Raw genomic sequence first — 11,840 nt, 5'->3', positions numbered from 1 at the left:
CCCGCCTTGTTCCCAGAGAGTGCCCGACTGCGGCAGCAGTCATGGGCTGCGCATGATGATCAGGATTCCCGCACCATCGGGTGCGCCGACAGCGCCCATGAAACCGCCTACCCTTGACCGGTTTTTCTCACGAATCTATGTACTCAAGCTGGTCCAGTCGAGCCCGTCGACGGTGCTCAGTCTGGTCGACCGGCTGCGCGAGCGCGGCATCGACAAGAACATCCGCTCGCTGCGGCCAATTCTTCGCAGCCTGATGATGGCGCGCGCCATCACCGCCGAGCTGGTCGAAGGCAGTGGGCGCGTGTATTGCATCACCGCGCAGGGGCGGGCCGAACTGGAGTCGTATATCTCGCACCTGGCCGTGCTGAAGGCGGAACTGGAACCTGCCGACGAAACGTCGGCGCGGCGCGACGACCAGCCTTAAGACAAAAAAAGAGGCCGGTCCCTCCGGACCGGCCTCCCGCTTGCTGCCCGCCTGCCACGGGCAACCGCGACAGCGGTTATTGCGTCGTCACCAGTTCCAGGCCGGCTTGCGACTCGTCGTCGCCACGCGCCACCAGCACCTTGATCTTGTTCGGCGTCAGGCCGGCGATGCCATCCGACGGGATGGTGGTGATCAGCCAGTCGGCGTTGTTCGCCAGCGTCAGCGCGCCCGAGTCGAAGATCACGGTCTTGGTGCCGGCCGGGGTGATGCGCAGGCGGTAGGTGGTGTTGCCGTCCAGGTCGATCGAATCCTGGCCCGATGCCGGCGAAGCCTGCTTGTAGCCCACCGCGGCAAAGGTCGGCGCGACCGAGTTCAGGTCGATCGCGGGCAGGGTCACGTAGATGTCGATGTTCTGCGCGTTGAACGATGCGTTCAGCGAGCGAACGCGCGCCTTGTTCGACAGCAGGCCCTTGCCGAACGGATCGTCGATCGTCACCGTTTCCGCGGTGGCCGCCCCAGGCAGCGCCACCACGGTGTACTTGTGGCCGGTGGCCGCCACCAGGCTGGCGCGGGCCAGTTCGGTCTGCGTGCCGGCGGTGTTGAACGAGATCAGCTGGTTGCCGGTTTCAACGTTGAAGTAGGTCGAGACGAACTTGTAGGGCCTGTTGACCATGCTGGTGAGCGCACCGTTCTGCAGCACGTCGACATTGGGGCCGCCGGTGACGGCGTGGATCACGCGCACGCTCGGCTTGCTCAGGCCGATGCGGTCGTCGATGCCGTCATCGCCGCCGCCGCACGCTGTCAGCACCGCGGTCGCGGCCAGCGCGAGGCCGAGGAAAAGGGTCTTGGATCGAAGCATGGGTCACCTCTTGCTGTTAGAGTCAGAGACGAGCTGGCCCATGCCGGCGCGGATCGCGGCGGCCGCGTGGCCAGTTGCTATCTGGTATGCAGGCGCGGGATCACGCTTGCCGTGATGCAACGATAGGTTTGAAGCCGTAGGCCAGACAGGCGCGACGCTCCGAATTCAGTGTCGGACGATTCCGACAGGAAGTGATGCCTGCGCGGGCCTGGCAGGCGGCGCGCCTTGGCAGCGCAAGCGCGGCGGCGCGACGGGGCGCGGCCGCTGGCCGCCATGTCGCCAGTGCAGATGTGTAACCGGTTGTTGCCGCCGTGCCTCAGGCGGGCGACATCATGACCTGGTTGCGGCCATTGCGCTTGGCCTGGTACAGGCCCGCATCGGCCGCTTTCACCAGCTGGCTTGGCTGCGCGTCGGGCTGTGGCACCAGCACCGCGCCGCCGATACTGACGGTGACGCAGTCGAGTGCGGGCGAGCCGCTGTGGGCGATGGCCAGCCCCTGCACCGCGCGCCGCACCTTTTCGGCCAGCAGCCGCACGCCGCCGGGCGAGGTGCCCGGCAGCACCATGGCAAACTCTTCGCCGCCAAAGCGCGCGGGCAGGTCGGTGGCGCGCGCGCAATTGTCGCGGATCACCGCGGCGACGCGGCGCAGCACGTCGTCGCCGGCAACGTGGCCATAGGTGTCGTTAAAGGCCTTGAAGGCGTCGACATCGATCATCAGCAGCGCCAGCTCGGTCTGCTCGCGCAGCGCCCGGCGCCATTCCGCGCCCAGGTATTCGTCGAAATAGCGCCGGTTGGACAAGCCGGTCAGCCCGTCCGAGTTGGTCAGGCGCTGCAGCTCGAGGTTGGTCTCCAGCAGCTGCTGCTGGCTCTGGCGCAGCGCGCGGTACGCTTCGTCGCGCTGCAGCTGGTTCAGGTAAGAGCGCGAGTGATAGCGGATGCGCGCGATCAGCTCGATGCTGTCGGGCAGCTTGACCAGGTAGTCGTTGGCGCTGGCGGCAAAGGCCGCGCCCTTGGTCGCGGCTTCTTCCTTGGTCGACAGCACGATGATCGGGATATCGCGCGTGGCCGGGTTGTCGCGGTAGCGCTGCACCAGCGTCAGGCCGTCCATGCCCGGCATCACCAGGTCCTGCAGGATCACGGTGGGCTTGGTGCGCTGCGCCACGGCCACTGCTTCTTCGGGCTGCGAGCAGTAATGGAAGTCGATATCTGGCTCGGTCGCGAGCGCGCGGCGCACCGCTTCGCCGACCATGGCCTGGTCGTCCACCAGCAGCACCATGGCCAGGTATTCCTGCTTGTCGGTGGCGGACGCCGGCGCGGACACGGCAGAGGGGTTGGAGGATTCGGTTTGCATGTTCAATTCCTGTTCTCTCGGTCCCGGCGCGGCCTGGGACCGGTTGCATTCTTTCAGACGGGGGGCGCGGGCCAGGACAGCGCCGCCGGGCCGCACGCCTGCACCAGCCGCGGCGCGATGCGCGGCAGCGGCAGGATCTCGGCGGCGGCGCCGAGCGCGGCGGCAGCCTTGGGCATGCCGTACACGGCGCTGGTGGCGCGGTCCTGGGCGATGGTCAGGAAGCCGCGGTCGCGCATGGCCTTCAGGCCCAGCGCGCCGTCGCGCCCCATGCCGGTGAGCAGCACGCCGATCACGTCGCCGCGCCAGTGTTCCACCACGCTTTCGAAGAACACATCGATGGAGGGGCGGTAAAGGTAATCGCAGGGTTGTTCGGTATAGGCCAGCCGGCTCGGGCTGGCCAGGCGCAGGTGGTCGTTGGTGCCGGCCAGCAGCACGATGCCGGCCTGCGGGGTCTCGCCGGCGCGGGCGATGCGCACCGGCAGCGCGCACTGTCCGTCGAGCCAGTCGGCCATGCCGGCGGCAAAGGCCTCGTCGACATGCTGCACGGTGACCACCGCGGCGCCGAAGTCCGCCGGCAGGGCGCCCAGCAGCGCGGCCAGCGCGGCCGGGCCGCCGGCCGAGGCGCCGATCGCCACCAGCCGCGCCGCGCTGACGGCGCGCGGCGCCACCGCCAGCGCGTGCTGCGGCGCCACCCGGCCCGCCAGCAGGCGCGCGATGTTGCGCAGCTTGCGCAGCAGCGGCCCCGCGGCCAGCTGCGCGTCGGCCTCGGCCAGCGTCGGGGTGTCGACGGCGTCAATGGCGCCATGGCCCATGGCGTCGAACACCTGCGTGGCGTTGCGGCCCAGGTCCATGGTCACCACCACGATGGCGCACGGCGTCGCGGCCATGATCCGGCGCGTGGCCTCGACCCCGTCCATGACCGGCATCAGCAGGTCCATCAGGATCAGGTCCGGGGTCTGGTGCGCGGCCATCTGCACCGCCTGGGCGCCGTCGCCGGCGATCCATGCGATCTCGAACGACGGGTCCAGCGCCAGCGCGCGGCGCAGCGCGGCCACCGCGAGCGCGGAATCATTGACGATGCCGATTTTCATGGACGTGCCTCGCCGATCAGGTCCTGGACCGCGTCGAGCAACGCGGCGTCGTGGAAACTGCCCTTGGCCAGATAATAGTCCGCGCCGGCCTCCAGGCCGCGCTGGCGGTCCTGTTCGCGGTCCTTGTACGACACCACCATCACCGGCAGCTGGCGCAGCGCAGCGTCCTGGCGGATCCTGCGCACCAGCTCGATTCCGTCCATGCGCGGCATGTCGATGTCGGTGATGACCAGGTCGACGGGCTCGGCGCGCAGCACGTTCCAGCCGTCCATGCCGTCGACCGCCACCGTCACGTCATAGCCGCGTCCGGCCAGCAGCTTGCGCTGCAGCTCGCGCACCGTCAGCGAGTCGTCCACCACCAGCACCCGGCGCGCGCGCGCCTGCACGCTAGCCGCGGCGCCCTGGCGCACGCCTTCGATGCGGCCTTCGGAGACCAGCTTCTCGACCGAGCGGATCATGTCCTCGACATCGAAGATCAGCACTGGCGTGCCGTCGTCGGTCAGGCTGCCGGCGGCGATGTCGCGGATCTTGCCCAGCGCCGCGGGCAGCGGCTGCACCACCAGCAGGCGTTCGCCCAGCATGCGGTCGACCGCGATGCCATAGGTGCGCTCGCCCTCGCCGATGACCACCACCGGCACCTGCGCGCGCGCCGGCGCGTCGGCGCCGGGCCGCTGCAGCACCTGCGCCGCGCTGACCAGCCCGATGGCGCGGCCCTCGTGGCGGAAGTGCTGGTGGCCTTCGGTCTGTTCGATCTCGCCGCGCGCCACCGAGGTGGCGCGCAGCACGCGGCCCAGCGGGAACGCATAGGCTTCGCCGGCCACGTCCACCAGCAGCGTGCGCACCACCGACAGCGTCAGCGGCAGCTCCAGGCTGAAGTGCAGGCCGTGGCCCGGCTGCTGCGTCAGGCGCAGGCTGCCGCGCACGCGGCGCACCATCTCCTGCACCGCGTCGAGGCCGACGCCGCGCCCGGACACTTCGGAGACGGTGTCGCGCATGCTGAAGCCGGGCAGCAGCAGGAAGTCGAGCAGCTCTGCCTGCGACAGCCGCGCCGCCGTGTCTTCGGAGGCCAGCCGCCGCCGCACGATGGCGCGCCGCAGCGCTTCCAGGTCGACCCCGGCGCCGTCGTCGCAGATCTCGATCTGCAGCCGGCCGGCGTTGTGGCGCGCGTGCAGCGTGACGACGCCCTCGGGCGGCTTGCCCTGCGCCGCGCGCACCGCCGGCGCCTCGATGCCATGGTCGACGGCATTGCGCAGCAGGTGGGCCAGCGGCGCATCGAGCGCCTCGAGGATGTCGCGGTCCACCTGCGTGCCGGCACCGGACAGTTCCAGGTGCACGGACTTGCCCAGCGCGCGGCCCAGGTCGCGCACCATGCGCGCGTAGCCGGCCAGGCCATCGGACAGCGGGCGCATGCGCGAGGCCAGCGCGCTGTCGTAGAGCCGGCGCGCGAGCCGCGTGGCGCGATGGTCGTACTGCTCGAACTCGTCCAGCCGCGCCGCCAGTTGCTGGTGACCATCGTCGAGCAGCTGGCGCAGTTCGGCCAGCGCCGCCTGGGCCGCCGACAATGCATGCGCGCCGTCGCCATCCTGCGTTTCGCGCAAGGCTTGCTGCAGCGTGTCGGCCGCGCGCAGCGCGCGCGCCTGCTGGCGCCGCGCCTTCTGCAGCGATGCGCCGAACGGCCGCAGCCAGTGCGATTCGACCATGGCCTCGCCCGACAGCGCCAGCAGCTGGTCCAGCGCCTCGGCATTGATGCGCAGCATGCGCTCGTGGCCGTCCGCGGCGTGCGCGGCAATCGGCGCAGAGGGCGCCGGTTCGGCGTCGAAGGCAGGCCGAGGGGCGGGAGGACTGGCAGGCGCCGCTGCAGGAGCGGGCGCATGCGTTGAAGTCGGCTGCGCCGGCGCGCCGCCGTCATCGAGCGAACTCAGTCGTTGTATCACCGCGTCGATCTCGGCGCGGCCGGCCTGCTCGGACCAGTCCGGGTCGCCGCCCGGCGGATGGCCGATGCGCAGCAGCAGGTCGGTGCCTTGCAGCAGCGCATCGATATGCGCGGCGGCCAGCGGCATGCCGCCCTGCGCGGCGACCAGGCAGTCTTCCATCGCATGCGCCAGCCGCACGCCGCCATCGAGCCCGACGATGCGGGCCGCGCCCTTGAGCGAGTGGGCCGCGCGCATGCACGCCTCCAGCTGCGCGGGCGCGCCCGGGGTGCGCTCCAGCGCCAGCAGGCCGGCGTTGAGGACCTCGGCCTGGGCGTCGGCTTCGAGCGCAAACAGCTCCAGCAGCGAGGCGTCGCGCAGTTGTTCGGGATTCATGCCAGGCTCCGTGCCAGCGCCTGGCGGACCTGGGCGGCGTCGAGCAGGCCGACGCTGCGGCCCTGGTGGAGAAACAGCGCCTGCGCATAGCGGGCCGAGCCCCGTGCCAGCGTGGCCGGCAGCGGCTGCAGCGCGGCGCGCCGCACGCGCACGATGCCGGCGATCTCGGCCACCGGCAGGGCGATCGCGGCGCGGCCTTGTCCGAGGATGAGGAAACGGCTGCCCGCGGCATCGAGCTCGGCCCGGGCCGCGCCCGGGTCGAACAGGTGCGCCAGCGACAGGCAGGCCAGCAGGTTGCCGCGCACCGCGGCCAGCCCCAGCACCGCGGCATCGCGCCGGTGCGGCAGCGAATGCACCGGGCATGGCGCGGTGACTTCGCCCAGCGCGGTGGTGGGCAGCGCCAGCCATTCATCGCCGATGCGGAACACCAGGCAGGCCAGCGCGCTGGCGTCCTGCGCATGGTCGTCGCTGCTGTCGTTGCCGCTGTCGTCGGCAGCATCCGGCAGTTCTTGCAGGGCCTGGTCGAGCTGCTGCGCGTCAAGCAACATTGCGGCGGCCTGCGCGTAAGTCGGGCAGTTGCGGCAGTGGGCGTGCTCGGCCAGCGCCGGGCAGCTGCCGTCGCCGCGCACGCCGATGCGCCGCCAGCAGTCGTCCACGCCCGCGGCGCGCACCACGGTGGCAAAGGGATGGGCCTGGGTCTCAGCCATGGTGCTTGCGGGTGTGGCGCTGCGCGCGCTGGCGCAGGCGGATGGCGCCGTCGTGGTCGCCTTCGGTGTCGAGCAGCGCGGCCAGGTGATACAGGCTTTCCTGGTGCGACGGATCCAGGTACAGCGCCTTGCGGTAGGCCGCGTGCGCCTGGGCGGTGCGGCCGGCGGCGTCGTGCAGCACGCCGAGCATGCCATAGGCATCGGCCAGCGCGGTGCCATCGGCATCGGGCGCGGCACGGTCGAGCAGCCCCAGGCAGGCGGCGGTGGCCGCATCCAGTTCGCCGCGGTCGGCCATGGCGGCGATGGCGGCCAGCGCGTCCGCATGCGCGCCGGCCGCAGGCCTTGCGGCCGGTGCTGCGGCCGGCGCGGGCGCGCGCACCACCGGCGGACGCAGGGTCGCTGGCGGGCGCGGCAGCCGCGGCGGCGCGGCCATGCGGGGCGGCTGGGTGGCGTGGACCGGCGGGTGGGACGGGGCCCGGGCGCGCGGCACTGCGGCCGCCGGCTTGCGGAAGGCAAAGGACAGCGGGATGCCGACCGGCTCCAGCCCCTGCGCGCTCAGCACGCTGGCCTCGGCCGGCCCGACGAAGAGCAGGCCGTCGGCCATGGTCAGTCGCACCAGCGTCTGCACCGCCTGCCGTTGTCCGGCGGCGTCGAAGTAGATCAGCAGGTTGCGGCAGAACACGAAGTCATAGGGCGCTTCGCCCGCCAGCAGGCCGGGCTCGACCAGGTTGCCCTGCAGCAGCCGCACTTGCGCGCGCACGCGCGGGTCCAGCACGTAGCCGGTCGGCGTGGCGGTGAAATAGCGGTCGCGGAAGTCGAGCGGCGCGCTGCGAAAGGCATTGGGACCGTATTGCGCCTGGCGCGCGCGCGCCAGCGCGCATGCGCTGATGTCGACCGCGTCGATATAGAAGCGCCCGGGCGCCACGCCCGCATCGAGCAGCGCCATGGCGATCGAATACGGCTCTTCGCCGGTGGAGCAGGGCAGGCTCAGCAGCCGCAGCGTGCGCCGGCCGTCGGCAAAGGCGCGCTCGGCGGCAAAGCGGCCCAGCGCCAGCAAGGCTTCGCGGTGCCGGAAGAACCAGGTCTCGGGCACCACCACGGCCTCGATCAGCGCCTGGAATTCGTCGGCGGTGCCCTGCAGCAGATGCCAGTAGGCCTCGGTATCGGGCGCCTGCCGCGCCTGCTGGCGCTCGCGCACGGCGCGCGCCACCGCGCCGCTGCCGATGGCGCCGGCATCGAGCCCGATGCGGGCCTTGAGCAGGGCCTCGATATGCGCGGCGGTGCTCACGCGGCCTCCCCGGTGGCACCGGCGAACAGCATGTCGTGGACGTCGTCCGGCAGCAGCGCGCCGACCCTGACCCATTGCACCAGCCCGCGCGCGTCATGCCGCACCGGACCGAGATAGCGCGGGCTGGCGCCGGCGATGCCGGCATCGACGAACGATTCCGCCGGGCAGCGCAGGGTCTGGGTGGCCGCCTCCAGGCGCAGGCCGAGCAGCCGCACCGGCTCGCTTTCATCGCGGCGGTAATGGACCAGCACCGTGCGCGTGCTGGTGCGCAGCGCCGCGGGCACGCCGGTGGCCAGCGCGGGCAGGTCGATCACCGGCACCGGCTGGCCGCGCCGCTGCATCAGTCCCGCCACCCAGGCCGGCGCGCCGGGAATCTGCTTCAGCCGCGTCAGCGGCAGCACCTCGGCCACCTCGGCGGCATCGAGCGCGTAGTGGTCGGCGCCGAGGCGGAACAGCAGGAAGAGTTTCATGGCGGCGGCGTGCAACGGCCCGGTGCGGGAAACGGGAGGAAACGGCAGCCTAGACCTTGAAGCGCGACACGCCGCTGCGCAGGTCGTTGGCGACCAGCGTCAGCTCGTCGATCGCCTGGCTCGACTGGCGCAGCGATTCCACGGTCTGCTGCGCGGCCTCGGACAACTGCATCAGCGCCTGGTTGATCTGTTCGGCGCCGCCGGCCTGGGCCTGCATGCCTTCATTGACCATCTGCACGCGCGGCGCGAGCGACTGCACCTGGGCGATGATCTGCGACAGCTGGTCGCCCACCTGGGTGACCTCGGACATGCCGCGGCGCACTTCCTCCGAGAACTTGTCCATGCCCATCACGCCGGCCGACACCGCCGACTGGATCTCGCGCACCATCTGCTCGATGTCGTAGGTGGCCACCGCGGTCTGGTCGGCCAGGCGGCGGATCTCGGTGGCCACCACGGCAAAGCCGCGGCCGTATTCGCCGGCCTTCTCGGCCTCGATCGCGGCGTTCAGCGACAGCAGGTTGGTCTGGTCGGCCACCTTGGCGATGGTGGTCACCACCTGGTTGATATTGCCGGCCTTCTCGTTGAGCGTGGCCAGCTTGGCGTTGACCGAGCCGGCAGCCTCCATCACATGCTGCATGGTGCCTTCCATGCGCGACAGCCCGACCTGCCCGGTGCCCGCCAGCCCCGCGGCCTGCTCGGCGGCGCTCGAGACTTCGTGGATGGTGCGCACCAGGTCGCGCGCGGTGGCCGAGATCTCGCGCGAGGTCGCGCCGATCTGCGTGGTGGTGGCGGCGGTTTCGGTGGCGGTGGCCTGCTGCTGGCGTGCGGTGGCGGCGATCTCGTTGACCGAGGTGGTGACCTGGATCGCGGTGCGCTGGGCCTGGCCCACCAGCGAGGTCAGCTCGCCGGTCATCTGGTTGAAGCCTTCTTCCACTTCCTGGAATTCATCCTTGCGCCGCAGCGCCATGCGCAGGCGCAGGTCGCCGGCGCGGATGCCGGCCAGCAGGCCGACGATCGACTGCATCGGCACCGTGATCGCGCGCAGCAGCAGGTAGCCGCAGACCAGCGCCACCACCGCTGCCACGATCAGCGCCGCTTCGATGCCAAGCTTCGCCGCATTGACGGCATCGTCGATGCCCTGCGCGGCGCGCGCGTTGACCGCGCTGTTGTCCTCCACCAGGCGCTGGGTGGCCTTGCGCGCCTCGAGCCAGCGGTCATGGGCCTCGCCGCGCAGCGCCGCCGCGGCGGTGGCGCCGTTCCAGTCGGCCTGGCCCGACAGGACCTGGGCCGCCGCTTCATAGTGCGCGCGCAGCTCGCGATAGGCCTTGAAGGCAGCGCGGTCGTCGTCACGCGTGATCGAGGCTTCGTACTGCTGCTCGAGCTTGTCCAGGCGGCCGGCCGCCTCCTGGCCCTGCTGCTGGAAGCGGCGCCGCTCGGCCTCGCTGGTGGCGTTGATGGTCTGCCAGGCCAGCACGTAGCGCTCGCCCCAGACGCCGCGGATGCCGGTGCTGTGGTTCAGTCCGGGCAGCGCGTCATGCAGCATCAGCGCGGTTTCGCGTTCGATCGCGACCAGGCGGGTATAGGCGACCACGCCCATCAGTGCCATGACCAGCAGGATCAGCGAAAAGCTTGCCAGGATGCGCGTGCGGATGGTCCATTCATTCACGGTGAGATCCCGGTGATTGTTCTTGTTCAGGGCATAGCCGGTGCCGGCAAGGAGGGCCGCGAGGGCGGCACGGGACCATGCGGCGGGCGGGGGGCGCCCCGATGCGCGGTAGGGTACTGTATGCGGCCGCCCGATTCAACGCGCGGCAGGGTCCCGGCCGGGCCGGCGTTGCGCCGGCGCCTAGGGGTTTTGGCGTGTATCGGAACTGCTTGATTTTTTCCAAGTTTTCGTCACACTTGCTAAATTGCTAGCGGGTAACAATGTCGACAATTACAGATGGGGCAGGGATGGTGGCCAAGTCGGGGGCGAAGTCGGCTGGCGCCTCGCCAGGCTCGGATCTCGATCCGCTGACCGGCGTTGACAATCGCCAGGGCTTTCTTAAGCGGTTGGAGGCACGCCTGCATAGCGAGGCTGTGCCGCGCTGCGCATTGCTGCTGATCGGCATTGACGACTTCCGCGCCTTCAACGATATGCATGGCCATGCCGAAGGCGACATCATCCTGCAGCGCGTGGCCCGCCGCCTGCGCGACGCCTCGCCCCGCGACGCCGTCATCGGCCGCATCGGCAGCGACGAGTTCGGCGTGCTGCTGCCCTCCATTGCCGATCCCACGCTGGTGCGCCACGTCAGCGCCGCGATCCTGTCGATGCTGTCCTCTCCCCACGAACATGCCGGGCGCCGCCATCACGTGCTGGCCAGCATCGGCGCGTGCGTCGCGCCCGCGGCCGGCGAACAGGCCTCGGACATGCTGGCGGCGGCCAGCCTGGCACTGGCGCGGGCCAAGCACGACGGCGGCCGCACCATCCGCTTTTTCAAGCCGCAGATGCGCTCGGACGTGACCACGCGGCTGTCGCTGGTGCAGGCCCTGCACGAGGCCTATGCCCAGCGCCAGTTCGAGTTGCTGTACCAGCCCCAGGTCGACCTGCGCGACGGCCGTGTCCATGGCGCCGAGGCGCTGATGCGCTGGCGCCATCCCACCCGCGGGCTGCTGTCGCCCGCCGCCTTCATCGACGCGCTCGCCGGCAGCAGCATCGCCAGCGATGTCGGCATGTGGCTGCTGCAGACTGCCTGTGCCCAGGCCCGTGCCTGGGCGCTGGCGTTTCCGCGGCCGCCACGCGTTGCGATCAACCTGTTCGCGGCTCAGCTGTCCGAAAGCCGGCTGCTGACCGAGGTCCGGCACGTGCTGCGGGCGCTGGAGCTGGCGCCCGACTGCCTCGAGATCGAGATCACCGAGACCATCGCCCTGCACCAGGGCGACGAGGTCTCGGACCAGCTGCAGGCGCTGCGCCGCGACGGCATCACGCTGACCTGCGATGACTTCGGCACGGGCTATGCCTCGCTCAGCTTCCTCAAGTCGTTCCCGGTGGACCGGCTCAAGATCGACCAGTCATTTATCCGCAACGTGACCGAAGACCCGGTCGACGCGGCGATCGTGCGCTCGGTGATCAACGTGGGCGCCAGCCTGAACATCGGCGTGGTGGCCGAAGGCGTGGAAACCCCCGAACAGCGCGATTTCCTGCTGGCCAACGGCTGCCATGAGGCGCAGGGCTACCTGTACGGGCGCCCGATGCCGGCCGAGCGCCTGACCGAGATGCTGCGCCAGCAAGCCGCCGGCTGAGCGGCATCCGGTCCGGGCCCGTCCGCCCGGCGCACCGAAGTTGTTTCCACCTTTGACTGCCA

General features: G+C 70.8%; 10 protein-coding genes. 2 read left to right on the top strand and 8 right to left on the bottom strand.

Annotated features, from left to right (window positions below; genetic code table 11):
* The first annotated feature begins 97 nt into the window (after nucleotides 1-97).
* Nucleotides 98-424 carry a helix-turn-helix transcriptional regulator gene (locus MKD38_RS04105; protein ID WP_252674786.1) on the top strand — a complete coding sequence of 109 codons (327 nt, stop codon included), beginning with the start codon at nucleotides 98-100 and terminating at the stop codon, nucleotides 422-424.
* 76 nt (nucleotides 425-500) lie between these two features.
* Here the strand turns inward: MKD38_RS04105 and MKD38_RS04100 are convergent, their stop codons facing one another.
* The 8 genes from MKD38_RS04100 to MKD38_RS04065 all read right to left on the bottom strand — a co-directional run bounded on the left by MKD38_RS04100 (nucleotide 501) and on the right by MKD38_RS04065 (nucleotide 10,162).
* Nucleotides 501-1,283: a DUF4397 domain-containing protein gene (locus MKD38_RS04100; protein ID WP_252674785.1), complete on the bottom strand. Its 783-nt coding sequence runs from the start codon at nucleotides 1,281-1,283 to the stop codon at nucleotides 501-503.
* A gap of 316 nt (nucleotides 1,284-1,599) precedes the next feature.
* Nucleotides 1,600-2,634 carry a diguanylate cyclase gene (locus MKD38_RS04095; protein ID WP_305882506.1) on the bottom strand — a complete coding sequence of 345 codons (1,035 nt, stop codon included), beginning with the start codon at nucleotides 2,632-2,634 and terminating at the stop codon, nucleotides 1,600-1,602.
* A 53-nt stretch (nucleotides 2,635-2,687) separates the two neighbouring features.
* A complete protein-coding gene (locus MKD38_RS04090; RefSeq protein WP_252674784.1) occupies nucleotides 2,688-3,725 on the bottom strand; it encodes a chemotaxis response regulator protein-glutamate methylesterase in 1,038 nt (345 codons plus the stop codon).
* A complete protein-coding gene (locus MKD38_RS04085) occupies nucleotides 3,722-6,031 on the bottom strand; it encodes a hybrid sensor histidine kinase/response regulator (protein WP_252674783.1) in 2,310 nt (769 codons plus the stop codon). Before MKD38_RS04085 ends, MKD38_RS04090 begins: the two co-directional genes overlap by 4 nt.
* Nucleotides 6,028-6,738: a chemotaxis protein CheW gene (locus tag MKD38_RS04080; RefSeq protein ID WP_252674782.1), complete on the bottom strand. Its 711-nt coding sequence runs from the start codon at nucleotides 6,736-6,738 to the stop codon at nucleotides 6,028-6,030. The genes MKD38_RS04085 and MKD38_RS04080 overlap by 4 nt, the downstream gene beginning before the upstream one ends.
* Entirely contained in the window at nucleotides 6,731-8,026 is a 1,296-nt protein-coding gene (locus MKD38_RS04075; RefSeq protein ID WP_252674781.1) for a CheR family methyltransferase, read from the bottom strand. The genes MKD38_RS04080 and MKD38_RS04075 overlap by 8 nt, the downstream gene beginning before the upstream one ends.
* Nucleotides 8,023-8,496, bottom strand: coding sequence for a chemotaxis protein CheW (locus tag MKD38_RS04070; RefSeq protein ID WP_252674780.1), 474 nt, complete (start codon nucleotides 8,494-8,496; stop codon nucleotides 8,023-8,025). Before MKD38_RS04070 ends, MKD38_RS04075 begins: the two co-directional genes overlap by 4 nt.
* A gap of 49 nt (nucleotides 8,497-8,545) precedes the next feature.
* On the bottom strand, nucleotides 8,546-10,162 hold the full coding sequence (locus tag MKD38_RS04065) for a methyl-accepting chemotaxis protein (protein ID WP_252674779.1): 1,617 nt from the start codon (nucleotides 10,160-10,162) through the stop codon (nucleotides 8,546-8,548).
* A 287-nt stretch (nucleotides 10,163-10,449) separates the two neighbouring features.
* On the opposite strand from MKD38_RS04065, the gene MKD38_RS04060 reads away from it, so the two are divergent.
* Entirely contained in the window at nucleotides 10,450-11,778 is a 1,329-nt protein-coding gene (locus tag MKD38_RS04060) for a putative bifunctional diguanylate cyclase/phosphodiesterase (protein WP_252675324.1), read from the top strand.
* Nucleotides 11,779-11,840: the final 62 nt, after the last annotated feature.

This window comes from Cupriavidus sp. WGlv3 (assembly GCF_023952475.1).
In the GTDB taxonomy this organism is placed as follows: Bacteria; Pseudomonadota; Gammaproteobacteria; order Burkholderiales; family Burkholderiaceae; genus Cupriavidus; species Cupriavidus phytorum.
This window is presented reverse-complemented; position numbering and strand designations above follow the sequence as displayed.

What these genes read in the sequence shown, in the direction of transcription:
- MKD38_RS04105 (WP_252674786.1), top strand. Translation starts at nt 98, where the DNA reads ATGAAACCGCCTACCCTTGACCGGTTTTTCTCACGAATCTATGTACTC.
- MKD38_RS04100 (WP_252674785.1), bottom strand. Translation starts at nt 1,283, where the DNA reads ATGCTTCGATCCAAGACCCTTTTCCTCGGCCTCGCGCTGGCCGCGACC.
- MKD38_RS04095 (WP_305882506.1), bottom strand. Translation starts at nt 2,634, where the DNA reads ATGCAAACCGAATCCTCCAACCCCTCTGCCGTGTCCGCGCCGGCGTCC.
- MKD38_RS04090 (WP_252674784.1), bottom strand. Translation starts at nt 3,725, where the DNA reads ATGAAAATCGGCATCGTCAATGATTCCGCGCTCGCGGTGGCCGCGCTG.
- MKD38_RS04085 (WP_252674783.1), bottom strand. Translation starts at nt 6,031, where the DNA reads ATGAATCCCGAACAACTGCGCGACGCCTCGCTGCTGGAGCTGTTTGCG.
- MKD38_RS04080 (WP_252674782.1), bottom strand. Translation starts at nt 6,738, where the DNA reads ATGGCTGAGACCCAGGCCCATCCCTTTGCCACCGTGGTGCGCGCCGCG.
- MKD38_RS04070 (WP_252674780.1), bottom strand. Translation starts at nt 8,496, where the DNA reads ATGAAACTCTTCCTGCTGTTCCGCCTCGGCGCCGACCACTACGCGCTC.
- MKD38_RS04060 (WP_252675324.1), top strand. Translation starts at nt 10,450, where the DNA reads ATGGTGGCCAAGTCGGGGGCGAAGTCGGCTGGCGCCTCGCCAGGCTCG.